Below are 24,756 nucleotides of genomic sequence, written 5' to 3'. Positions count from 1 at the left end.
ATCCAGCATACCCTTGAGCTTAATTCTCTAGAACGAAGTCAATAAACCCTCGCTCAATTGATGTGGATACCAACCGAATTCGAATCAACTGCCCGATTTTCAGTAAAGGAAGCGGGCCTTTGAGGCGCCCCTCCGCCGGGGGCTCAAAAATACGCACCCAAGTGCCCTCCGGCCCAATTCCGGTAACGAGCCCGTCAAATCGTTGTCCAACCCGCGTATGCAGCAGCAGTGCCGCTTCCGATTTACGGAGTTGGCGCTCCACCTTACGGGCGGCATCCTCCTGGGTAGTGCAATGCAAGGCCAATTCATCCAACTCATCGTTTGAATAGGGCGAACGGGCATTCTGCAATACGGCTTTCAGCAGGCGTAAGGTGATCAAGTCCGGAAAACGTCGATTAGGGGCAGTGGAATGCATATAGGCCTCCACTGCCAGACCAAAGTGGCCGATAGACTGCCCATTCGGGCGCTCCACCACATATTCTCCCGAGCCCATCAACTTCACGATAACGAGCGAGAGATCGGGGAAACGCAGCGGGTCGGATTTATGCTGCCGTGCGAGAAAGGCTTCAAGCGCCCTGCCATCCGGCTGATCAGGAAGCGTCACACCATAAGTCTTGGCCACCTCCACGATCCTCAACCAACGCTCAGGGGATCGGACGACCCGCCGCAGTGATGCGCTCCCCTGCTGTGCCAGAAAACGCGCCGTACAGCCATTGGTGGCGATCATCAACTCCTCGATCAACTGCCGCGCCCGATTCTGCTCCTGCTGCCGAATGGCAGTGATTCTTTCACCTTCGAAAAGTGCCCGCGGCTGGAATGTCTGGAACTCCAATGAGCCTTGCGCGCGGCGCAACACCCTAAGTTTCTGGGCCAACTCGTCCTGCACTCGCAACTGAATGTTCATGCCGACGACGGCTTGCGCAGCGCCTGGCAAATCGCCGGAGCCACAGATCCAGGCGGAAACCGCGTCATAGGCCAGCTTGGCTTTGTTCCGCACCATGGCGCGGTAAATCGTCGAGCCGACCAATATCCCGTCGTCGGTAAACTCCATCTCGGTCACCAGGGCCAAGCGATCCTCGTCGGGATTGAGCGAGGTCAGATCGGTGCACAGACGCTCGGGGAGCATGTGAAACACGCGCGCAGAGGTATAAACCGAGGTCGTATTGACGCGGGCATGTTCGTCAATTGGCGACCCCTTGGCGACGAGTGCATCGACGTCGGCCACCGCCACGAACACCCTTGTAGCTCCCCGCGAAAGCGGCTGGATTGCAGTCAGCTGATCCAGGTCACGGGAGTCATCGTTATCAATCGAGCACCACGGGAGCTCGGTCAGATCGCGGATATTCTTGCCTGTCTCGCGAGCCGGGCCCTTCAGTCGGGCCACTTGATCCTGCACGCTACGGGCGTATTCAGGTTCCAGCCCACGACTGAACATTGCCAGACTTGCAATCGTGGTCAGGGTAGTCCGGTGGTTGCTCAATGCGCTTCGCATTCAACCTCCCCGCAGCATGCTGTACGGCATTTTCGCCCGGAACCACTCGTTACCGTGGCGGCTTGAATGACTGACGCGCCAAGCCACTCCAGTCGAAGCGGCGGATATTCGTAAACGTGCTTTCTACAAGGCAGTATAGTCCGTCTGCCGGCCCCCTCCGGGTTCATATGCACCGCGGGAACCAATGCCACAGCGAGCGCCCGAACTACCCCCTTCCCTGCCGAAAATTACATGACAAACGGAAAATCTTCTTCCCCGTCACCCATGACCACACCAGACCAACCGGCCATGGCAGGCGCCTCTCAGGGTGGAAACCATCGCGAGCAAAGAATGGAGGGGCTTGAATCCGACTTTCCGGTGATCGGCATCGGCTGCTCCGCCGGTGGCCTCGAAGCCCTAGAGGCGATGCTGAGCCATACGCCGGCCGACAGTGGCATGGCCTTCATCATCGTCCAACACCTGGACCCGGAGCACCACAGCAATCTTCCCGAGCTGTTGCAGCGGAACACCCGCATGGCGGTGGTCGAAGCGGCTGAGCACATGACCATTAGACCGAACTGCATCTACGTCATTCCTCCCAACAAGGATCTGTCGCTGTTGCACGGAAGCCTGCACCTGTTCGATCCGAACGAAAAGCGCGGCTTGCGCCTGCCCATCGATTTCTTCCTGCGCACCCTGGCCGAGGATCGCCAGCACAAGGCCATCGGCGTGATCCTGTCCGGCATGGGATCGGACGGCATGCTCGGGCTCGGCGCGATCAAGGAGAAAGGCGGCCTCACGCTTGCGCAGGATCCGGCCACGGCCAAGGCCGGCAGCATGCCCGACAATGCCATCAAGGCGGGCATGGTCGATATCGTCGCGCCTTGTGATCAACTCAGCGCACGCATTACGGCCTATCTCCGGCATGCCGTGCGCCATACGCCGATCGATGAAACACCCGAAAGACGCGATCAGAACGCCCTTGAACGCATCATCGTCCTGCTCCGCAACCGTAGCGGCAACGACCTTTCCCTGTACAAGCCCAGCACCCTGCTCCGGCGTATCGAACGACGCATCGCCCTGCTCCAGATCGACGGCATCGCCAGCTATGTGGGTTATCTGCGTGACAACCCGCAGGAGCTCGACCTGCTCTTTCGAGAAATGCTGATCGGCGTCACCAACTTCTTCCGCGATCCCCCAGTCTGGGATTTCCTGCGTGACACCGCCATTCCGGCGCTATTTAACCGCTATCCCGACGGCCAGATCCTACGCGCGTGGGTGCCGGCCTGCTCGACGGGCGAAGAAGCTTATTCCTTGGCGATCGTTTTCAAGGAGGCGCTGGAAAACGTGAAGCCCCAAGGGCATTTCACCTTGCAGATCTACGCCACCGATCTGGACATGGATGCCGTCGACAAGGCGCGCAAAGCCTGCTACCCGGCCAACATCGCGGCCGACGTGTCGCCCGAACGGCTGGCCCACCATTTCGTCGCCGAGGATGGCGGCTTCCGGCTCAACCGGAACATCCGCGAGATGGTGATCTTCGCGCCGCAGAATGTCGTCTCAGACCCACCGTTTACACGGCTCGACATCCTCTCCTGCCGCAACCTGCTGATCTACTTCGGCCAGGCCTTGCAGAGAAAGGTGTTGCCCCTCTTCCACTACGCCCTCAACCGTGACGGCATCCTGGTCCTTGGCAGCGCCGAGACCATTGGCGGTTTCGCCAGCCTTTTTGCGCCGCTGGACAAAAAGATGCACGTCTTCCAGCGCATCGACCAGAGCGCACGCTCACCGTGGCTGGACTTCCCGACCCGCCCCCCGTCCAGCGCCCCGATTGTGGAAAGCAGCGGGCGCGCCGACTACCGGGACAGCCTGGAATACCAGACCGATCAGCTGATCCAGCAGAACTTCTCGCCGGCAGCGGTACTGGTCAATGGCGATGGCGACATCCTCTACATCAGCGGCCGCATCGGAAAATACCTGGAACCCGCCGCCGGCAAGGTCAATATCAACATCCACGCCATGGCCCGCGATGGCCTGCGCGACGCCCTGATCGGGGTTATCCGCAACGCCCTGCACCAGACGCAACCCATTCAGCTGGACGGGCTGCAGGTGGAAGTGAACGGACGCATGCAGACGGTCAATGTCACCGTACAGGGCATCGAGAAACCGGATGCCCTGCGCAATCGCGTGCTGGTCGTATTCACCGACGTGAAATCGCCATCGGGCAGTCAACCGCGCAAGCGACTGGCTTCCGAGCGGGAGAGTGCCCTGATGCTCGAACTGAATCAGCTGCGCGAGGCGCTGCGCATCAACCAGGAAGAGATGCAGGCATCCCTCGAGGAAGCGCGGTCGGCCAACGAGGAACTCCAGGTCACCAACGAGGAGCTCACCACCTCCAAGGAAGAGTTGCAGTCGATGAACGAGGAGTTGCAGACCATCAATGCCGAACTCCAGTCCAAGGTGGATGACCTCACCTGGGCACGAAACGACATGACGAACCTGCTCAACAGCACGGAAATCGCCACCATTTTCCTCGACAACGAGATGAAGCTGCGGCGTTTCACCACCCACGCCACCCATCTTTTCAAGCTCATCCCAGGCGACGTCGGGCGCCCGTTGTCCGATATCGTCACCGACCTGGATTACCCCGACCTCCACGATGACGCCGTGTCCGTGCTGACCACCCTGAACTTCCGCGAGAAACAGGTCTGCACCGCGGACAGTCGCTGGTATCGGGTACGCATCATGCCTTACCGGACCCAGGACAACGTGATCGACGGCGTAGTGGTCACCTTCATCGACATCACCGCCATCAAGCAGCTCGAAGCCCAACTGAGAAAACGCAAGGCACGGCGATAAGCGCTGCCGGCAGCGTGTCGGCTCAACATGAGCAGGCTTTTCAGGCTCGATGCCTACTGAACGGCATCGAGACCACGCCGGCCTGTCGAAACGAGCGCCCGCACTGCCTCATGAAAGGGCAGCCCGTTTTCCTGGCTGATATCCATCACCACCATGCGGCATTCCCGGCCTTCGGCGTCGGACGAGGCTTCTATCCGGACCAGGACCTCGGGACGATGGTCGGTGGCCGCCAAGGCTATAGCGCATTTGCTCCTGGTCTTGCCGCGTAGTACCTCTTCCACAAAACTGTTGAATTCGGGCAGAAAGGCCGGTTTCACAAAGGCGCCGAAGCGAAAGCGTCCCATCTGTGAGCGCCTGATACCAAGCAGAATCGCCCCCGCCAGGTTGATCTGCAGGATGACGCTCTGGGCGTCGAGGGTGAAATAGCCGACCGGCGCGAAATCGTAGAGATCCGCGTATTTCTCGCGCAGGGCATCGGCCTCGTCATAGGCCAGCTGAAGCTCCTCGTTATGCATTTCCAGCTCGATCTGATGCACCTGAAGTTCATGCAGCAAACGGGTGGTGTCCCACTGGGAGTCATCGGCAAAGGGCTGGGTCTGCTTCAGACGCGCCTCCGCACGCTGCCGCAGGGTGGCCGGGTTCGGGCGGGCACGCGGCAGGGCAAGACTCTCGGTCGTCAGGCTGAACAGCCGTTCATACTCACGCTTCACCACGCGGTAGCACTCACAGACCCGGGCCTCCAGCCCGGCGCGATCCAGCACCGTGATGTGGCCCCTGCGGTAGTGGATCAACCCAGCGGCCTGGAGCTTGCCGGCCGCCTCGGTGATGCCTTCGCGGCGCACGCCCAGCAGGTTGGATATCGTCTCCTGTGTGACATCGAGCTCCATGCCGGAACTTTGATCGAGGCTCCGGAGCAGCCAGCGGCAGAGCTGCTGATCGACGGAATGGTGCCGGTTGCACAACACGCTCTGGGCAATCTCGGTCATCAGCGCCTGGATGTAACACAGCGCCATCCGGCGCAGACTGCCGCCCTGCTCAAGCTCCCACGACATCACCTCGGCGCGCAGGCGGAAAGCCCCACCCGCCCGCTGAACAACAACCTTGTAGTGACTGGTGTCACCGCCCAATACCAGTGGAATGCCGACGAAGCCGTCATTGCCGGTCATCGCCAGTTCGACCGACGCCCCATCCTCCGTGGTGGCGATCCGCGAAAAGGTGCAGGTGGTGGGGAAATAGACGAAGCCCAAGTGATCGCCTGACCTGAAAACAGTCTGTCCGGCAGGCAGGCTTACACACTCGAAATCGTTTTCCAGCCGGGCGCGTTCGTCCGGCAGAAGAGCAGCAAGAATCCTGTTCTGTAAAGAGCCTTCGCTCATAGTGTTGGTCATCCCACCCCCTTATTTAAAGCAATTTTTTCGTTTTTTATATTTTTTGGTTCCAATCTCGCTAAAGCAGCATAGATCAAAAATATCGTTTACTACGTACGCCAGCCAACATATGACTTTGTCGATTTCAAGCGGCGACCGGCCTCGATGAAGGGGAAAACACCTCACATGTGCAGCAGTTCCCGCAATACATAGGGAAGGATGCCCCCGTGCTGGTAATACTCCACCTCCACCGGCGTATCGATACGCAGCAGCAGCGCGACGCTCCGGGCAGTTCCATCCAGCCGGCGAATCGTCAGCGTGACCGGCTGGCGCGGTGCGATGCCCTCTTCCAGGCCCGACAGGTCGAACAGCTCATCGCCGCGGATCGCCAGCGTCGCTGCGTCGTTTCCATCCATGAACTGCAGGGGCAGCACGCCCATGCCGACCAGGTTGGAGCGGTGAATGCGCTCGAAGCTCTTGGCCACCACCGCTTTCACGCCGAGCAGGCGGGTACCCTTGGCGGCCCAGTCGCGGCTCGATCCGGTTCCGTACTCCTCGCCGGCAAAGATCAACGTCGGTATGCCGGCGGCCAGGTAGTCCATCGCCGCATCGAAGATGGATTTCTGCGCGCCTCCCGGCTGAACCAGCGTCAAGCCGCCCTCCACAGGTTTGCCGGTCGCGTCGGCTGGGAGCATCCGGTTGCGGATGCGCACATTGGCGAAGGTGCCGCGCATCATCACTTCATGGTGCCCGCGGCGCGAGCCATAGCTGTTGAACTCGTCGGGTGTCACCCCGTGGGCCTGCAGCCACAGGCCGGCCGGCGAGGCTGGCTTGATCGAACCGGCCGGGCTGATGTGGTCGGTGGTCACCGAGTCGCCAAAGATCGCCAGCGCGCGGGCGTTGCGGATGACCGGCTGCGGCGCGGGCTGCATGTCGAAACCGGTAAAGAATGGCGGCTCGGCGATGTAGGTGGAGGCATCCCAGCCATAGGTCTCACCGGTGCTGATGGAAATCCGGTTCCACAGCGGGTTGCCTGCGGCAAAGTCGGCGTAGAGGCGGCGGTAGATCGCCGGGTCGGTGGCGTGGGCTAGGGCCGCGGCCACCTCCTGCTGACTCGGCCAAATGTCGCGCAGGAAGACCGGCGTGCCGTCGCTGCCAATGCCGAGAGGCTCCGTCGCCATGTCGATGCCGACCCGTCCGGCCAGCGCGAAGGCCACCACCAGCGGCGGGCTCATCAGGAAGTTGGCCTTGATGGCCGGGTGGATGCGGGCCTCGAAGTTGCGATTGCCCGACAGCACCGCCGCGCATACCAAATCGTGGCCGGCGATCAGGCCTTCCAGCTCCGGCGCCAGCGGACCGGCATTGCCGATGCAGGTGGTGCAACCGTAGGCCACCACGCGAAAGCCCAGCGCTTCCAGCGGCTCCAGCAGGCCAGCCTTGCCCAGGTAGTCCGTCACCACCCGCGAGCCGGGGGCGAGAGAGGTCTTGATATGGGACGCGACCTTCAGGCCACGGGCAACGGCTTTCTGCGCCAACAGCCCGGCGGCCAGCATCACGCCTGGGTTGGAGGTATTGGTGCACGAGGTGATGGCAGCGATCAATACGTCGCCGTGACCGAGGCTGGAGCCGTCGGCCAGCAGCGGACGTTCGGCTTGCGCCCCAGTTGCTTTCCCGTAGCCGCCCTCGCCTGCCGGCCGGGCCAGCAAAGTGTCAAAACGTGCTTTCAACTCGGGCAGGCCGATGCGGTCCTGAGGGCGCCCGGGGCCGGCCACGCTGGGCACCACGGTGGCGAGATCCAGTTCCAGTTGCGCGCTGTAGTCGATCTCGCCGGTCCGCGGGATGCCGAACAACTCCTGGGCCTGGTAGTAGCTGACGAATGCCTCCACCTCCTCGTCGCTGCGCCCGGTCGCGGCGAGATAGGCGGCGGTGACTTCGTCCGGCGGAAAGAAGCCCATCGTCGCGCCGTATTCCGGCGCCATGTTGGCGAGGGTGGCCCGATCCGGCAGGGTCAGGGAGGCCGTGCCGTCGCCGAAGAATTCGACAAACTTGCCGACCACCCGGGCCTTGCGCAGCATCTCGGTGACCGCCAGCACCAGGTCGGTGGCAGTGACACCCTCCCGCAGGCGGCCGGCAAGGTGCACACCGACCACGTCCGGGGTAAGGATGTACACCGGCTGGCCGAGCATGCCGGCTTCCGCCTCGATGCCCCCGACGCCCCACCCAACCACGCCGAGGGCGTTGATCATGGTGGTGTGGGAATCGGTGCCGACCAGGGTGTCGGGGTAATACAGGTCGCCCTGGCGGATCACACCACGGGCCAGGTATTCCAGGTTCACCTGATGCACGATGCCGATTCCCGGCGGTACCACGCGGAAGCTGTCGAAGGCCTGCATGCCCCACTTGATGAAACGGTAGCGCTCCGCATTGCGGCGGAATTCGAGACGCATGTTGAGGTCGAGGGCATCGGCTTCGCGGAAATGGTCCACCTGCACCGAGTGATCGACCACCAGATCCACCGGCACCCTCGGCTCGATGATCCCCGGGTCCTTGCCGAAGCGTTGCGCCACTCCGCGCATGGCGGCCAGATCGCACATTAGCGGCACGCCGGTGAAGTCCTGCAGCACGATGCGGGCCACCACGAAGGGAATCTCCTCGCTGCGTTCTGCCAGGGCCTGCCAGCCGGCCAGGCGGCACACATGGGCTTCGGTGATGCGCTTGCCATCGAGGTTGCGCAGCAGGGATTCGAGCATGATGCGCAGGGAAACCGGCACGCGGCCCAGGTGAGGAAATCCAGTGCCCTCCAGTGCCGGCAGCGAATGGAGGCGCCCCCTGCGGCCAGAACCTATTTCGAAGTCACGAAGGGTGTCGAAAGTGCGGGCGGACATGGCGGACTCCTGTGGCGCTACGCTAACCGGACCGTAGGCGGAAAGCGCCCGCGAGATCCGAAGGAAGAACGAACCGGACCCCTTTCGGACTCCCTCGCCCCGGCATCGTTCGCCCCCACTCGAAAGACGCCCGGGCCGGCGTCAGGTCGTCGTCAAGGTGAGCAGGATGTCCGCGTACCACGCGCTATTGAGGCCAAGCATTTCGTCGTCCTTCAAGTCCCGTGGGCCGACGTCGAGCCTTCCCGAATGGACACCCAGCAAGATCCACGGCAGCTCCTCCCGTCCGGTATCCGGTCTGGCGATCCGCATGACCACCGGCGCACCGCTGCTACCTCGGTGGGTCCGGGCATCGGTCAGGAAATAGCCTTGCCCCTGAAAGCGCAGGCCGAAGGACGAGGCGACGATCCCATGACGGACCACCGGAATATGGTGCAGGGTGTCGTGGAAGCCAAGGGGAAAGCCGAGGATCAGCAAGGCCGTCCCGACCTCCACCAGTTCGAACTGCCCCAGCAAATGCCGCGGCGTGAAGGCGCGGTAAAGCGTATCGGGCGGCAGCGCACCGCGTTCGATGGGGATCACCGCCACGTCGATCTTGCCTGCCGTATCCGTCCCCTGCCGCCATACGCTACGGCCTGCCTGGTACAGGGGAATGGAAAACCCGGTGGACGCGGCGATGTTGGCCGGGTCGATGTGCAGCTCGATCTCGATCCGGGTCGGAGCATGACCGGTCGGCTCGTCGTACAGCACGTGACGGCTGGTCACGAGGAACAGCTGGCCGTCCCGCTCGAAGAAAAAGCCGCTGGCACTGGTCAAGCGCCGCTGCGGGGAGAACGTGGAAATGCGCGCGGCAGTGAGGAGAAGGGATTCGATCATGTCCGCACCTGGCATGTCCCCTATTTCTTGATCTCGTGGCCGATGATCCCGCCAACCGCCGCGCCGCCAATCGTTCCGGCCGTGCTACCACCAGTCAGCACCGCGCCCACCGACGGCACCGATACCGGCCCCCACCGCAGTGCTCTTGTCCCGCGCCGACATTCCGGAACAGGCGCTCAGCCCCAGTAGCAGTGTCGTGGCAACAGCGCAAAAGGTCAGTTTATGGGTACTTTTCATGATAGGACTCCTCGACAACTTGCAAGGCGGGATATGCCGCACTTTCAAGGAGAGCCCGGCATACCGTTCCGTCGCTGCGGGAAAACCTGAGGTCCCCGTGGCTCGGATGGATTCAAGCTACAGGACGTTGTAGCGGGAGTCTGTCTGTTGACGTACACAACCGGGAGCTTTCAAGGCATGTTCGATTGCGCACAGACGGCACTCCGCGGGTGAGTAGGATTGAAAGACCCTCATTACTCGCCCAAGGAGACATCAAATGTCCATCGGAACCGTACTGCTGATCGTGTTGATCCTGCTGCTGGTCGGCGCGTTGCCCAGCTGGCCGCATAGCCGGAGCTGGGGTTACTACCCCAGCGGCGGGCTTGGCCTGATGGTGGTGATCCTGGTGATCCTGCTGCTGTTGGGCCGCATCTAGGATGATTGCGCTCCCATCTGTTGCCGCAGGTCAGCACGCTGACTCACGCAGCCTTTGCCGCACGGTACGCAGCCAGGTCGGCCGTTCCCGCACCGATGTTGGCCACATCCAGCTGGACAGCCCTCATCCCATGTTCCCCATTCGAATAGTGCAACGGCAGCGGAGCGCCCCGGAAAGACGGGGCACTCCGCTGCCGTGATCGGCTTTTTGCTGAACCGGATCAGCGCTTGATGCGGGAGATCTTCGTGCCTTCGATGCTGAGGCTGGCCATCAGGCCCTGCTGATCAAAGATGAACGCATAGGCGTCGTCCTTGAGGGTCGAGGTGGACAGATTCTTGGCAGCGCCTTCATTCACCACCACCACGCTGGGACCAACGCCGATTTCCCAGCCTTGCGACTTGTCCAGGTAGTGCACGGCCTTGTCACTCATCAGGAAGACCACATAACCATAGGATTCGGCACCCGCCTGCCAGCCCCACGAAGCAGATACGGTGTTGTAGTAGCCTGCGGTGGTGGAGCCCTTCATCAAGACACCTTCACCGTAGCTGCCGCCAAACACCAGCCCCGCCTTGATGACCTTCGGAAACACCAGGATCGCCCGTGCCTTCTTTGAAATGCTCTCGGCAATCGGGTTGGTCTTGTACAGCAACTGCAACGCCTGGGCCGCATCCTTGTTCAGATCCTCTGCGGTCGCGGCAAAAGCAGGAGCACCGAAGCCCCCAAGGGCGAACGAGGCAGCCGTCACGAGAATGAGCTTGTGAAAATTACGACGTACATTGGTCATGTTCCTGTCCCTCACGTTATTCCGTCATCGCCAAAGGACTCCGGAAATCTTATGGAAAGCGGCGCCTGGTCCAACGGATCGGTGACTGGACACGGCAAGTGTTCATGCTGCGCCAATCGCCCGGGAGATTCCGTACGCTAACGAACAGAGCGTCCTCATGTCATTCATGCGGACCGGCGCGGGGTGCCAGGAGACGCCATCTTCACTTGGCGCGCGGGCGCGACAGCCCGGGCTGCACCGCCTGGAGTCTTCCGGCCCTCAGTTCCTCGACCGCCTTGGCCACCGCGCGTGCCACGTTGCGCACGTCCTCCTGCATGGGCTCGTCCCAGTCCAGGGTGTTGTGGCTATCGGCGTAGGGCGCGTAATAACCGATGAAACGGTCCAGGCGTGCCAACGGACCAGCATCGATGAAACCCATCCAGTCGAGCCAGTCCGACAGGCCGCGGCGGGAATCCTCGATGCCCGCCACATCCCCATGGACCACCACCCCATAGACACGCCCCGCCAGATGCCGTGGATAGTCCCAGCCCGCCATCTCCAGTGCCTTTGCCTTGTCCGCATCCTTGCCCGAGGTGATCGTCGGGTCAGGGTTGCCGCCATCGGCGCACACTGCGCTGCCGGTCCGCCACCCATTCCGCCGACAGGGACTGAGCCGGATCTGCGTAATCAGGCCCGGCCATCTGCTGAGAGAGTGACTTGCGCCCCTCCACATAAGCCCGCCAGGCGATCTCCTCCAGCCGCGCCAGGGCTTCGTCCTCCTCCCTGAAGGCCCGATCGGCGAAAGAGGCCCGGAAGCGCTCCGAAAATGCCGACCGTTCCAGACGCCCTGGAGCCTGCCCCTCGCGAACACGAATCATGCCGGACTCACCCGCCCGCCCGCTCATCGGCGGACCTGGCATGGGAATGGTTTGTGGGTGGCATGAAGCGTCTCCTCGCAGAATGCAGAACACCGGGGCCGACCGTAACAAGGCGGCGACCCGGCCGTCCGTGCGCTAGCGAACACAACGCGGGGCATGCTGGTCCATTTCATCCGTCGGACTCAAGCATAAAGTCCCTCCTGGTATTTCCAAGAGGGACTCTCGATCTGTCTCAAGCGTGTAGCGCCGGCATCAACACCTGAATCAACGCGCTGCCCTCTGGCGTCACCCAACTACCGGCCAGTTCGGCAATCAACTGGTTGGTGCTGGTCAGCGTTACGCCAGCACGCTCCATCCGCCGCAAGGCGATGTCGTCGGCCATTTTTGTCGGCGATCCGCCCGCATCGGCGACAACCTGCACCTCGAGCCCATCCCCCACCAAACTCAGTGCCGGATAGACGGTACACACGTCGTTGGTGACGCCTGCAATGATCAGTTTCTTGCGCCCGGTCGCCTTGACCGCCGCGGCAAAGTTTGCGTCATCCATCGCATTGACGATGCCGAAGCGCTTGACGCGAGCAGCGAATTCAAGCGGAAGAATTGTCTCCAGCTCGCTCAGTAAGGGCCCCTGAGCGTATTCCTCCATGCTGGAGGTCAGCACGACCGGCATTTTCAGGATACGGGCGGATTGCGCCAGCATCAGCGCGTTTCTCTTCATTTCTTCAAATGAAATCGATTTCACCCAGCCCATGGTGCCGACTTGATGGTCGATCAGCAGCATGGCTGCATTGTCAGCGTTGAGTCTCTCGAAGCTCATGAATTTCTCCTTGCGGTATGAATGGGGCGAAGCCCCCTGAACGGAGAGCTAGCAGTCGGTCCCTTGTGGGGTCAAAGCGAACCGAACTCCCCGCGCTGATACGCGGTAATGCGTGTTGTCAGCGCCTCGGCTGACGCTAGAGCCAACGGCCCGTGCCAATGAACTGGCTGACGCAGCGGCACACCCGAGAAGAGGACGACCTTGGCATTGCCCTGCCGCGCATGTAGCGTGATTTCATGGGACGTCGCCTGAGCCGGAAATACGGGCAGGCTCGATGCATTGGCGTCGAAGGACTTGCCATCGATCTCCAGCGTGCCAAAGATCGGCATGATGAAAGCGCTGTGGCCGGGCAATACGGGGACGGCCAGGCTGGCACCCTCATCAAGCGAAATGTCGAGCAGCGCAACCTCGGTAGGGGGATGCAGTGGGGAGCGCGCCTCACCAAAGGATCCGAGAGGAACGCGCACCTTCGCCCCGGGCAGGTGCATGACTGGCACATCCTGCGGATCAAGGCTGAACGAGAAGGGATCGAGGCTCTGGCGCTCCACCGCCAGATTCACGAAGATTTGCAGCATATGAACGGTCTTGCCGGTTTCGGCAGGCACCTCTTCATGCACGATCCCCCGCCCCGCCGCCGTCCAGTGGAGCCCCCCCGGTTGAATGAGGTTGCGCGTGCCCAGCGAGTCCCGGTTACGGACCCCCGTTTCCGAATCGAGAAACAGGTAGGACACCGCGGAGAAACCCGCATGAGGATGCTTGGGAAAGGTGGAGGCACTCATCCAGGCATGATCGACCCCCAGAAAGGGATCGATGGGTCTGGCCATGTCGTCGCCACGCAGCGTAAAGGCGCGAAAGCCGTTACCGATGTTCATGTGCTGCAAATGGGCAATCCCGCTCATGTCGGCCTACCTCAGTGGGTGCTCGGGCTGTTCGCGAACGGGTAGTCCGTGTAGCCCTCGGCGCCCGGCGAATAGAAGGTGTTCTTGTCCGGGGTGTTGAGCGGCACGCCCTGGCGGAAGCGTTCCGGCAGATCCGGGTTCGCCAGGAAGGCACCACCGAATACGGTCGCGTCAGCCCTGCCATCGGCCAGAACGGCTTCGGCGCCAGTCTGGTCAAGGCCTCCACCAATGAGGTACGCGCCGTTGAACAGCGGACGCAACAGAGCGTGGTAATCGACTTTGGCACCGAACAGCGCAACGTGCAGGTACGCCAGACCGAAGCCACGCAGTTGCTCAACCAAATAGGTGTAGGTCTCCTGGGGGTTGGCATCGACGATGTCGTTGAAACCCATCTCCGGCGAAATCTTGATCCCGACGCGATCGCCGCCGGCCTCGGCCACCATGGCGGCCAGAACATCCAGCACGAAGCGGGCGCGATTCTGTAAGGAACCACCATATTGGTCCTGGCGCTGGTTGCTACCGGACGACAGGAACTGCTCAGGCAAGTAGCCCGACGCGGTGTGCAGCTCGACGCCATCGAAACCGGCCGCCAGGGCACGGCGGGTGGCCATGCGGTAGTCGTCGATCACATCCGCGATCTCGTCAAGGCTGAGTGCGCGGGGCGTGACGAAATCCTGCAGACCCGTGGCGGTCCAGGTCTGGCCGGCCGGCTTGATCGCGGACGGCGCAACGGGCTGGGCCTCGTTAGGCAGCAGCGACGGATGCGAGATGCGACCGCAGTGCATCAGCTGCATGAAGATCCGGCCGCCCTTGGCGTGAACAGCCTCGGTCACTTTTTTCCAGGCAGCAAGCTGCGCGTCGGTCTCGATGCCCGGCGTGCGCACATAGCCCTTGCCCATCGCCGACGGGAAAACCCCTTCGGTGATGATCAGCCCGGCACTGGCGCGCTGGCTGTAATAAGTGGCAACCAGGTCGCTCGGGATTCCTTCGTCGTCAGAGCGCGAGCGGGTCATCGGCGCCATGACCAGGCGGTTTGGCAGGGTATGGCGACCGATGCAAACGGGGGTGAAGAGTTGGCTCATGGTGCAGTCCTCAGTGCAGTTGGGGTGCAGCCATGATCTTCCAACGTGAATTCGCGATAAAGTACCTAAAATCGAAATAATTGATCCATAAATGGAGCAATGTAAGTGGAACTTTTGAATGACATGGCTTTGTTTGTTGAGGTGGTCAAGGCGCGGGGCTTCCGCCATGCGGCGGAGGCGGTCGGGATACCCAACTCCACGGTTTCCCGCCGAATCAGTTCCCTCGAAAAGGCCATCGGACTGCGGTTGCTACACCGCACCACCCGCAAGATCGAGCTCACCGAAGCGGGACAGATCTATTTCGAGCGCTGCAAACGCATCGTCGATGAGGCAAAGCTGGCGCACGAACAGCTCGGGGAATTGCTGGCCCAGCCGAGTGGCGTGCTGCGCGCATCACTACCGGTGGATTTTGCGAACATCTATCTGGCGCCGCTGATTGCGGATTTCGCTCGCCAATATCCGGGCATCAGCTTCGATTTTGACCTGACCCCGCGTGTGGTCGACCTCGTGGCGGAGCCCTTTGATGTGGCCATTCGCATGGGACACCCACCCAACTCAAACCTTATCGCACGGCAGCTGGCCAACCTGGCATGCCATCTCTACGCGTCACCCCGTTATCTCGAACAGTTTGGCGAGCCTTCCCACCCCACCGATCTGGCGAAGCACGAATGCATCGGATTCCGAACAGCTAAATCCAATGTGTGGGTGCTGCACAAGGCGGAGGCGTCGCTGGAGATCGACGTCGGCGGCCGCTTCCAGCTCAATAGCGTCGGCCTGATCCGGCGACTGGCCTCACTCGACCAAGGGATTGCCCTTCTGCCCGCAGAAATCGTGGCAGACGATGTGGCGCAGAAGCGGTTGCGTCGAGTCCTTCCCGATTGGGAGGGCCCCCCCACCCCCGTCTACGCAATGACCGAGACGCGGCTGTTACCAGCCAAGACACAGCGGTTTATTGAATTCCTGAAGGAACGGCTTGGCGTCCATACGCACGCATGAAGGTTTCCACGACCACGGTAAGCCGTTGCTCACGCTGGTCCCCCTTGATGCGGTCTAGTCAGCAGCAGGGGCTATGTATATGTTTTTCCCTTATTCCGGCCATACCTCAAGTAGACCCGATGCACCCGGCCGTCATCGACCAGTTGAATCCTGCCATCGTGTTGCGCGATGCCGTCCACGAACAGACCCGAGTCTTCGTGCTCCGCACCGTTGGTGGTCTGCTGCGAGACATTGATGTGGAACTCCGTTTCCCCGTAGCGGTAACGGATCGTGTATCCCGGCCAATCGGCAGGCAGACGCGGGGCCAGACGCAGCACGGTGCCTTCGCGCTGCAGCCCGAGCAACGACTCTAGGATCAACCGGTACAACCAGCCGGCGGCGCCGGTGTGCCAGCTCCATCCGCCACGTCCCACGTGAGGCTCTGCCGCATAAACGTCCGCCGCGACGACGTAGGGTTCCAGCCTGTAAACCGCCACGCCTTCCGCCGAGCGGGTGTGGTTGACCGGATTGATCAGTCCCAGCACCGACCAGGCGCGCTCCGCGTCGCCCAACTCGGCAAAGGCCATCGCGGCCCAGACAGCCGCATGGGTGTATTGCCCACCGTTTTCACGCACGCCCGGCACGTAGCCACGGATGTAACCGGGCGCCAGGGGCGAGGTGTCAAAGGGTGGTGCGAGGAGTCGGACCACGCCATTGACCCGACTCACCAGGTAAGTATCGACGGCCTCCATCGCCATGCGCGCCCGTGCGGGGGCTGCGGCTCCGGACAGCACCGCCCAGCTCTGCGCCACCGAGTCGATGCGGCACTCGGCGTTGCTGTTGGAGCCCAAAGGCGTGCCGTCGTCAAAGTAGGCGCGGCGATACCACTCGCCCTCCTCCCCGTCCCAGCCGTGCTCTTCGAGCTTGCTGCGCAAACGCGCGCTTTCGTCCCGGCACTGCGCGGCGAAGGCCGCATCGCCACGGCCTTCGGCAAGTCCGGCGAAGTGTCCGAGTACTGCATACAGGAAGAAGCCCAGCCAGACGCTCTCGCCCTTGCCATCGATCCCCACCTTGTTCATGCCGTCATTCCAGTCGCCGGAGCCCATCAAGGGCAGGCCATGGGCACCGACGCGCAGGGCACGCCGAACGGCGCGCACGCCATGCTCGTACAAGCTAGCGACCTCGGTTGAGGGTGCCGGCTGGTCGTAATAGGAGTCCTCCCCCGGATCGACCGGGCGGCCTTCGAGAAACGGCACTGTCTCGTCGAGCACGCCGGCATCACCGGTCACCACGACATACCGGCACACCGCCAGCGGCAGCCACAGGGCGTCGTCGGAACAATGGGTGCGCACCCCCCGCCCCATCGGCGGATGCCACCAGTGCTGGACATCGCCCTCGACGAACTGGCGGCTGGCGCACAGCAGCAGATGGGCACGGACCCGGGCAGGTTCGGCATGGACCAGGGCCATCACGTCCTGCAACTGGTCGCGAAAACCGAAGGCGCCGCCCGACTGGTAATAACCGCCGCGCGCCCATAGCCGGCAGGCCAGCGCCTGGTAGATCAGCCAGCCATTGACCAGCACATCGACCGCGGGGTCGGGCGTTTCGATGTGCACGGCGCCGAGCGTGTGGCGCCAATAAGCATGTACCACATCGAGGGCCCGGTGTGCTTCGCCGGCGCCCTGAACACGTGCTGCGAGGCGGTCAGCCTCCTCCGCGTCGCCACCGACACCAAGACGGAAAGCGATTTCCCGCGTCTGACCGGCGGCCAGTTCGAAGCCCGACTGGATCGCCGCGCAGGGATCCAGCCCGCCGCCGACCCGTCCCGACAGCCCGGTGCGCTGCATGGCCGCCGGCTTGCGCAGGGAGCCGTGGCGACCGATGAATTCGCTGCGATCAGCACTCAGGCCGACAGCATCATCCGCATGGAAGAAGGCGACGCGGCCCGGGAAGTCGATGCTGTAGGCGTTGCGGGCAGACAGCGCACCGCTATGCGGCACGATCTCGGTGATCACATGCATGGCTGATTTCTCGCGCAGGTCGCCCAGCACCCATTCCACGTAGCCGGTGGCCGAGAGATAACGCCGCCGGCCGGACTCGTTGCTCAACTTCAGCAGCGAGAACTTGACCGCCATGTCCACCGCCACGAACACCGTGAGCTCCGCGTGGATGCCGTCCACGCGGGTTTCGAAGACGCTGTAGCCGAAGCCGTGGCGGATCGTGTAGGCCGCATCCGCCGGCGCCGGCAAGGGCGTGGGCGACCACACCCGGCCGCTTTCCTCGTCGCGCAGGTAGATCGCTTCGCCGCTGGGGTCGCACAGGGGGTCGTTGTGCCACGGCGTCAGGCGGAATTCATGGGCGTTCTCGCTCCAGGTATAGGCTCCGCCACTTTCCGAAATCAGCGTCCCGAAGTGCGGATTGGCCAGTACGTTCGACCACGGGGCCGGCGTCGGATCGGCGGCATGCACTGTAATGACGTATTCACTGCCATCCGGCGTAAAGCCGCCGAGCCCGTTGGCAAGGATCAGATCATCATCTGACGGCACCGCCAGCGACACCCGGCCCGGCACTTCGGGCCGATAGGGCCGGATCGGCACCAGCGGCGGCATGTTGGTAACCGCCTGCACCCGGTGATCGAGCTGCTCGGCCAGCGTGCCCCGGCAATCCGAGAGGATCACACGGGCGACGGCCTGGAATAGCAGCCGGTCCTCGACGGAGATCTGCTCCACCGGACGGACGAATATGTTCCCCGGCCGGTCGCCCAAACCGCCGCTGCCCGAGGCGACGAGGTCGATGATCTGCTCCTGCAGACGTTGCCGGTAGCCGGCGTGGTCCTCGTTCCAGATCACCAGGTCCACCGCCAGGCCCTTCAGGCGCCAGTAGGCGTGCGCCTGCACGAGCTGGCGTACCAGCTCGATGTTGGCGGCATCACCGATCTGCAGCAGCACGATAGGCAGGTCGCCGGAGATGGTGTAGCCCCACAAACCCGACTGGCCGCGGCGGTTCTTGGCGAGGAGTACGGTGTCGGCGCGCAGCGCCGGGCTGGCGTACAGCACAGCGCCGGCCAGGCGGGCATAGAGCTGGGCATCGGCCTCCACCGCGTTGAGCTGCTGCAATTCGACCTCGCTATGGGTCCACGCCAGGTCGAAGACGCGGTCGGCGAGATGGCGATCCCGATACTTGCTGGCCAGGCACATGGCCACGTCCCGGCTGTCGGCCATACCGGTGACGATGTCGACACTGGCGGACTGCTCCGGGTCGAGGAAGAAGCGCTGGCGGATGGCGACGATCGGGTCGAGCACCGGCCCCGCGCTGCCTGACAATGCGCCGGTTTCGCTCAGGGCCAGGGGGAATGCGGTGGTCCGCGTGCGTCCAATGAAACGGGCGCGGTCGGTCTCCCACGAGACGGCATCCACCTCCACGCCATGCACGGCCATCACATGCAGCATCCACGGCGTCGCTTCTTCAGGGGAGCGCGGACGGCGCATGCACAGGATGGCCTGCTGCTGCGGCAGGATTTCGGTCTGCACGAACAGCTTGCTGAAGGCCGGATGAAGGGCGTCGGCGGCCGGCGGGGCAATCACTACTTCGGCGTAGCTGGTGATCTCGATCTCCCGGCGGCGGGACGAACGGTTGGTCAGGCGAACGCGGCGCAGCTCGATGTCGTCTTCCGGCGAAACAACGATCTCCGTGTAGGTTTCGATATCGCCGTCGGGCTCGACCGGATCACAACGCCGAAACTCCACCCGGCCTTCCGAGAGGATCGCCTCATAATCCGTTGGCCGGCGGCAGGTCGGCTGATGGGCGGTGGACCAGAACAGTCCGCTGGCCACGTCGCGGATATAGCAGAACGAACCCTGGTCGTCGCACGCACCGTCCTCCCGCCAGCGGGTAACCGCCAGATCGCGCCAGCGGCTGTAGCCACTGCCAGCGTTGTTGATCATCACCTGATAACGGCCATTGGACAGCAGCTGGACTTCGGGTGTGGGGGTATCCGGCGTATTGAACATCCGCACCGGGGCGGCCTGCGGAATGACCCGCGCACGCAAACCAGAGAGCTCGGCCGCATGGGAGAACAGGCCGGCGGCCCGCGGCACGCGCTCCTGGAGCAGCGGCATGACCGCCTGGAACAGGCGCTCCGACTCGAAGCGGCGCTGCATCGGACGATCCAGGATGAGCCAGGCCAGGGCAAGCAGGCTCATGCCCTGGTGGTGGGCCATGAAGGCCCGTACCACCGCCCTGGCCTGCCCGCGGCGCTGGCGGGCGGGGGTGTAATCAATGGCTTCGAAGAAGCCGAACTGGCCCATGAAACCCTCGGCAGCCAGGCGCCGGAGATTGGCACAGGCGACCACGGGCGCGACCATCAGCGCCATCACCGAAGCGTAGGGCGCGACGACCAGATCCTCGACCAGGCCGGGCTTGAGACCCAGCCCGGGCACGCCGAAGGCGCGGTACTGGTAGATCAGCTGGGCATCGACCGTGTTGTAGGCCGATTCGGACATGCCCCAAGGCACACCGCGTTGCCGGCCGTATTCGATCTGGCGGGCAACCGCCGCCTTGCAGGTCTGATCGAGCAACGTGCGCTCGTAGGTCGGCATCACCAACTGCGGCATCAGGTACTCGAACATCGACCCGCTCCACGACAGGAGCACCGGCTCGCCGCCGGCCCGGGTCAGCAGGCGTCCCAGGGCAAACCAGCTCTCCTTCGGCAAGGCCCCCTGGGCAATGCCGACAAAACTCGCCAGGCGCGCCTCCGAGGCCAGCAGGTCGTAGCAGCTGGCATCCACGCGCCGGTTCTGCACGTTGTAGCCGATACTCAACAGGTGCCGCGAGGCGTCGAACAGGAAGTCGTAATCCATCTGCGCCAGCGCCACGCACTGCTGCGCCAGGGCTTCGATGACGACCATGCGCTCACTGGCGCGGGCGCTCCCTTCGGCGAGCGCGTGCTGGAGATCAATGAGCCAGGTGCGCTGGGCGGCACTGCCCGCACCATCGAACCGCGCCTGCAGTGGCGGGCCGAGCACACGGTCGAGCGTTGCCAATGTGCGCAGGGTCGGCAGTCCGATCTCGCCGAGCAGCCAGTCGGGCACGTCGTCCAGCCCCGCGGGCGGCTTCCCGAGTACGAGCCACGGGGCCAGAAACACGATTTCGCCCCGGGCACTCTGGAGCTGTCCGGCCAGCGCCCGGGCCCAGCGGCTCGCCTCCAGCGCGGTGGGAGCCGAGTCACTGCCGGCAAGCCGACTTGCGGGATCTGCCACAACGCCGTCGGCGTGAACGGTCAGTTCATCAAGGATCGCCCGCAGCGCCGGCAGTGTGCCTGGCGGCGTAGCTACTACCGCGTCCAGCGCCTTAGCCAAAGCCGTCAGCAGGCCCTCTGCGGCCGGAGCAATCGTCTCGGCGAGCAGCGCGACGGTGTCGCCGAGGCCGTCGAACAGCTTGGGCGACGCGATCCGCTCATCGGCAAGGGCCAGCAGCCCCGCCCTCAGGGTCAGCAGATGGCCGGCGAGGTTGCCGCTATCCACCGTCGATATGTATAGCGGCTGCAGGGCCTGCAGAGTCTGGGTGTCGTACCAGTTGTAGAAATGGCCCCGGTAGCGCTCCAGCCCTTCCAGTGTGCGCAGGGTGTTGGCGGTGCGTTCTACGAGCGGGCCACCGGGGATGTAGCCAAAGTCGTAGGCGGCCAGATTGGCCAGCAGCGCCAGCCCGATGTTGGTCGGTGAGCTGCGGTGGGCCAGCGTGGCAACGCGATACTCCTGGTAGTTGTCGGGGGGCAACCAGTGATCGGCCGGGCCGACGAATGTATCGAAGAACGACCAGGTGCGCCGCGCCAGCCCACGCAGAAAGCGGGTCTGCTCGGCGGTCAGCTCCGCCTTCCGGACCACCAGCGGACGGCTGATCCACCAGGCCAGCGCAGGCGATGCGAACCACAGCAGCAACACCGGTCCGGCCCCCCCCAGGGCAGCGGGTGCCGCGGCGACCAGGCCGAGCGCAATAGCCACGCTCAGCAGCGGAGCGCTCGACATCCGCCGATAGGACGCGCTCAGGCTGTTGCGAGACCGGGCGTCCAGCACCCGCTCGATCTCGCTCGACGGACACCATTCGAGCAATCTCCGGTGGCTCGCCCCCATACGCCACAAGGTGCGGGCGATGGCCTCGAGACTGAAGGAGGCCTCGTAGGGCAGGCAGGCGAACTCGAAACCGAGTTGGGCGAGCCGACGGGAGATCGCGTTCAGCACGACCACCAGATGCTGCTTGAGCAGCATTTCCTCCGGCCGGCGGAGCAGATCGACGACGGTTCCGCACAGGCTCGGCAACAGCAGGATGCCGATCAACGACGCCGTCCACAGCAGCGGCGGTTTCAGGAACAACCAGCCCAGCACCAGCAGGAGCAGCAGCGCGCCCGGCACAAGGCTGCGCCGCAGGTTGTCGGCCAGCTTCCACTGGGACAGGAGCGACAGCGGATTGGCCTGGCGGTGGGTGGTGGCCCCACTGGCACCCTCGGGGCCGTCCTTGCAGGCGCAGGGCACCTTCGGCAGCAGCCAGGCCAGGAGCTGCCAGTCGCCGCGGATCCAGCGGTAACGCCGGCTCACGTCGACGCTGTAACTGGCCGGGTAGTCCTCGTAGAGCAGGCTGTCGCTCAACAGCCCGGCCCGGGCGTAGCAGCCTTCCAGCAGGTCGTGGCTGAGAATCCGGTTGTCGGGGAAACGTCCCCCCAGCGCGCGCTCGAAGGCATCCACGTCGTAAATGCCCTTGCCGATGAAGGAGCCCTCACCGAACAGGTCCTGGTACACATCGGAGACGACCCGCGTATAGGGGTCGATGCCCGCCTCGGCCCCGTACAGCTGGGCGTAGCGCGAGCGGTTCGCGCCGGGCAGGCTGATGCCCACGCGGGGTTGCAGGATGCCGTAACCGGCCACGACCCGCCCTTTCCTGTCGTCGTAGACCGGCTGGTTGAGCGGGTGAGCCATGGCGCCGACGAACTGGCGTGCCGCGTCCTGGGCCAGCTGGGTATCGGTGTCGAGGGTGATCACGTACCTCACGTCGGCCAGAATCGCGGTGTCGCCGACGATGGTCGCAAAACCCTCGCCGCCGCTGCCGCGCAGCAGCGCATTGAGGTCGGCCAGCTTGCCGCGCTTGCGCTCGCAGCCCATCCAGCTACGCTCCTGCGGATTCCAGCGCCGCGGCCGGTGGAACAGGAAGAAGATGTCCTGCCCCTCCGCGGCATAGCTCGCATTGAGGGCCTCGATACCGGCCCGTGCCTGCGCCACCAGCGCATCGTCCGCGGGGAGCGAGGCCTGCGGCGCATCGAGGAAATCAGTGAGCAGGCCGAAATGCACGCTGCCGTCCCGGTTGGCCAGGAAGCGGACCTCCAGCGCTTCGAGCAGGTTTGCGACGCCCGCCGGATTGCTCAACATCGTTGGCACCACCACCAGGCTGCGACATTGCGCCGGAATGCCGGTCGAGAAATCCATCCGTGGCAAGGAGTGCGGCTTCACCAGCAAGGTGGCCAGCCAGTTGCTCAGTGCCACCGCAAGCTGGCTGGTGACCGGCAGCGTCAGCAGCGCGAGCGGCAGCAACGCCCAGACCGGCCATTCGGCCGCCAGGGCTGCGTACAGCAACGCGGCACTGACAATAGCTGCGATCAGCGCGATGCCGCCCAGGTACAGCGGCAGGGCTACGCGGGATGCCGCCCGGCGCAGGCTCTCCACGGCGCCGGGGTGCGTCCCCGCCACCCGCTCAAGTTCAGACCGGCCTGCATCGATGAGGTAATAGCCGACATGGGCGGTTCTTGCGTCGCCAGCGCCTGACGCCCGGGCCAGGTCCACCGCCTTCAGGGCCACCTCATGCTCGGTGAGGGCACTCTTCTTGGCGATCTCTTCGGTGGCGTGGCGATAGCGGTCGCGGGTTGCAAAGTCCATCCGTACGTAGACACCGCCGGGGTCGTCGCGCAGGGTCTGCTCGACCATGCTCTGACTCTCAACGAAATCCCGCCAGTCCATCGCCCCCAGCACACGCAGGCTACCGATGCTGTTGCTGATGGAGACTTGGTCGGCGGCCTGGCGCTGATTCTCCGCTTGCACCACGCCGGCGATGCTCAGGCCGGACTGGGCCAGGCGCTGCTCGACCCAGCTCAGCGGCAAGGCCAGTGCGGGTCCCCGTCCCTGCAGGCGGCGCGCCAACTCGGCGACAAAGGCACCGGCCATCGGCGGCTCCGAGCGGACCATGTCGGCAACGACCAGGATCAGGTCCTTCGCGTCGGTCTCGACAGCATCGGTCATCCGGTCCGCCCAAGTGTCGGCCAGCCCCCGTTCGCCCCAGCCGGCCGCGATCCCCACGCTGACCCGCCTGAGGTTCTCGATGACCGCCAAGCGCAGCATGATCGGAATCGCCCACAACTCGCCCAGCTTGAGCGGCGCGACACTCTGGTAGCTCGCAACGAAGCGGCCCAGGCTTTCCGCGTCCACCCGGCCATCGCCATGGGCGACGGCCTCAAGGGCGATGTCGTACACCCGCGGCCGACCGGCCAGGGCCGCCGCGCCGTTCAGGTGCGGAAGTTCGCGGCTGTACCCCTCCGGCAGCAACCGCCGGGCCATGCGGATCTGCTCTTCGATGAGATAGAAATTGTCGAGCAGCCACTCGCCGGCCGGCGCAATGCGCCGGTTGTCGGCGACCGCCTCGGTGAGCAGACGACAGACCTCGAAGAGCGTTCGTTCGTTGTCCGCCAGGCGAGCCAGCAAGCGATCGGGCACAGACGGGCCATGTGCCAGGGTGTGGGCACTGGCCAGCGCCTTGCCATGCAAGGCCATCTGGTCGGCGCTGAACAGTTCCGCCCGCAGCGGGGGCTCGTCAACCGCAGGCGCGTGGGCCTTCAGCTTGCGGAAGAACAAGGTCTTCAGCGGCTTGTAGCGCATGTTCGGCGCGCTCACCGCAAAGCTGCGCGCGGCAAGGCCCCGAGCGCGAGGACCGCCGGGCAGGTGCCCCACCAGGAAAGCATGAGCATGTTGTCGTACAGACGGGCGGAGGACGACGGGTATCGGAACAGGATTGTTGGCATGGGGAACCTTCCGCCGTTCGCCATGCAACGGCTGGCGATGGACCGGAGTGCCTAGCCTTCAACCGTGCTGGCGGCAAACAGGCATGCCCCCGCGCCACGGCCGGGCCAACCCACAGCCCGTCGTCAAAGCGCAAGAGAACATGGCGAAACCTCCCGCGAAGCCTAGCGCCCCGCCCTGCG

General features: G+C 63.8%; 15 protein-coding genes. 3 read left to right on the top strand and 12 right to left on the bottom strand.

Going from position 1 to position 24,756, the window contains the following annotated elements; translation table 11 throughout:
- Positions 1 to 19: 19 nt before the first annotated feature.
- Positions 20 to 1,492, bottom strand: coding sequence for an RNB domain-containing ribonuclease (locus AC3QL2_RS21155; protein WP_493232728.1), 1,473 nt, complete (start codon positions 1,490 to 1,492; stop codon positions 20 to 22).
- Between the two features lie 330 nt (positions 1,493 to 1,822).
- Between AC3QL2_RS21155 and AC3QL2_RS21150 the strand changes: the two genes are divergently transcribed.
- Positions 1,823 to 4,330 (top strand): chemotaxis protein CheB, encoded by a 2,508-nt coding sequence (locus AC3QL2_RS21150; protein ID WP_493232730.1) that lies wholly within the window; start codon positions 1,823 to 1,825, stop codon positions 4,328 to 4,330.
- 53 nt (positions 4,331 to 4,383) lie between these two features.
- Here the strand turns inward: AC3QL2_RS21150 and AC3QL2_RS21145 are convergent, their stop codons facing one another.
- The 4 genes from AC3QL2_RS21145 to AC3QL2_RS21130 all read right to left on the bottom strand — a co-directional run bounded on the left by AC3QL2_RS21145 (position 4,384) and on the right by AC3QL2_RS21130 (position 9,692).
- Positions 4,384 to 5,718, bottom strand: a complete 1,335-nt coding sequence (locus AC3QL2_RS21145) for a helix-turn-helix domain-containing protein (protein WP_493232732.1) — start codon at positions 5,716 to 5,718, stop codon at positions 4,384 to 4,386.
- Between the two features lie 161 nt (positions 5,719 to 5,879).
- Positions 5,880 to 8,582, bottom strand: coding sequence for an aconitate hydratase AcnA (gene acnA / locus AC3QL2_RS21140; RefSeq protein WP_493232734.1), 2,703 nt, complete (start codon positions 8,580 to 8,582; stop codon positions 5,880 to 5,882).
- A gap of 141 nt (positions 8,583 to 8,723) precedes the next feature.
- A complete protein-coding gene (locus AC3QL2_RS21135; RefSeq protein ID WP_493232735.1) occupies positions 8,724 to 9,455 on the bottom strand; it encodes a S1 family peptidase in 732 nt (243 codons plus the stop codon).
- An 84-nt stretch (positions 9,456 to 9,539) separates the two neighbouring features.
- Positions 9,540 to 9,692 (bottom strand): YMGG-like glycine zipper-containing protein, encoded by a 153-nt coding sequence (locus tag AC3QL2_RS21130; RefSeq protein WP_493232736.1) that lies wholly within the window; start codon positions 9,690 to 9,692, stop codon positions 9,540 to 9,542.
- 256 nt (positions 9,693 to 9,948) lie between these two features.
- Between AC3QL2_RS21130 and AC3QL2_RS21125 the strand changes: the two genes are divergently transcribed.
- Positions 9,949 to 10,107 carry a DUF3309 family protein gene (locus AC3QL2_RS21125; protein ID WP_493232737.1) on the top strand — a complete coding sequence of 53 codons (159 nt, stop codon included), beginning with the start codon at positions 9,949 to 9,951 and terminating at the stop codon, positions 10,105 to 10,107.
- A 220-nt stretch (positions 10,108 to 10,327) separates the two neighbouring features.
- Here the strand turns inward: AC3QL2_RS21125 and AC3QL2_RS21120 are convergent, their stop codons facing one another.
- The 6 genes from AC3QL2_RS21120 to AC3QL2_RS21095 all read right to left on the bottom strand — a co-directional run bounded on the left by AC3QL2_RS21120 (position 10,328) and on the right by AC3QL2_RS21095 (position 14,546).
- Positions 10,328 to 10,891, bottom strand: coding sequence for a lipid-binding SYLF domain-containing protein (locus AC3QL2_RS21120; protein ID WP_079436031.1), 564 nt, complete (start codon positions 10,889 to 10,891; stop codon positions 10,328 to 10,330).
- 202 nt (positions 10,892 to 11,093) lie between these two features.
- Positions 11,094 to 11,501 carry a flavodoxin family protein gene (locus AC3QL2_RS21115; protein WP_493232738.1) on the bottom strand — a complete coding sequence of 136 codons (408 nt, stop codon included), beginning with the start codon at positions 11,499 to 11,501 and terminating at the stop codon, positions 11,094 to 11,096.
- Positions 11,476 to 11,748: a hypothetical protein gene (locus AC3QL2_RS21110; RefSeq protein ID WP_493232739.1), complete on the bottom strand. Its 273-nt coding sequence runs from the start codon at positions 11,746 to 11,748 to the stop codon at positions 11,476 to 11,478. The genes AC3QL2_RS21115 and AC3QL2_RS21110 overlap by 26 nt, the downstream gene beginning before the upstream one ends.
- A 232-nt stretch (positions 11,749 to 11,980) precedes the next feature.
- Positions 11,981 to 12,565, bottom strand: a complete 585-nt coding sequence (locus tag AC3QL2_RS21105) for an isochorismatase family protein (protein WP_493232740.1) — start codon at positions 12,563 to 12,565, stop codon at positions 11,981 to 11,983.
- A gap of 71 nt (positions 12,566 to 12,636) precedes the next feature.
- Positions 12,637 to 13,464, bottom strand: coding sequence for a pirin family protein (locus AC3QL2_RS21100; protein WP_493232741.1), 828 nt, complete (start codon positions 13,462 to 13,464; stop codon positions 12,637 to 12,639).
- Between the two features lie 11 nt (positions 13,465 to 13,475).
- A complete protein-coding gene (locus AC3QL2_RS21095; protein ID WP_493232742.1) occupies positions 13,476 to 14,546 on the bottom strand; it encodes an alkene reductase in 1,071 nt (356 codons plus the stop codon).
- Positions 14,547 to 14,651: 105 nt separating this feature from the next.
- On the opposite strand from AC3QL2_RS21095, the gene AC3QL2_RS21090 reads away from it, so the two are divergent.
- Positions 14,652 to 15,542, top strand: coding sequence for a LysR family transcriptional regulator (locus tag AC3QL2_RS21090; protein ID WP_493232743.1), 891 nt, complete (start codon positions 14,652 to 14,654; stop codon positions 15,540 to 15,542).
- Positions 15,543 to 15,613: 71 nt separating this feature from the next.
- Here the strand turns inward: AC3QL2_RS21090 and AC3QL2_RS21085 are convergent, their stop codons facing one another.
- Positions 15,614 to 24,448 (bottom strand): glycoside hydrolase family 94 protein, encoded by an 8,835-nt coding sequence (locus tag AC3QL2_RS21085; RefSeq protein WP_493232744.1) that lies wholly within the window; start codon positions 24,446 to 24,448, stop codon positions 15,614 to 15,616.
- Between the last annotated feature and the right edge of the window lie 308 nt (positions 24,449 to 24,756).

The organism is Zoogloea sp. GW822-FHT05C07, assembly GCF_058800215.1.
Note: the sequence above shows the minus strand (reverse complement) of the source record. Positions and strands in the feature narration are given on the sequence as shown.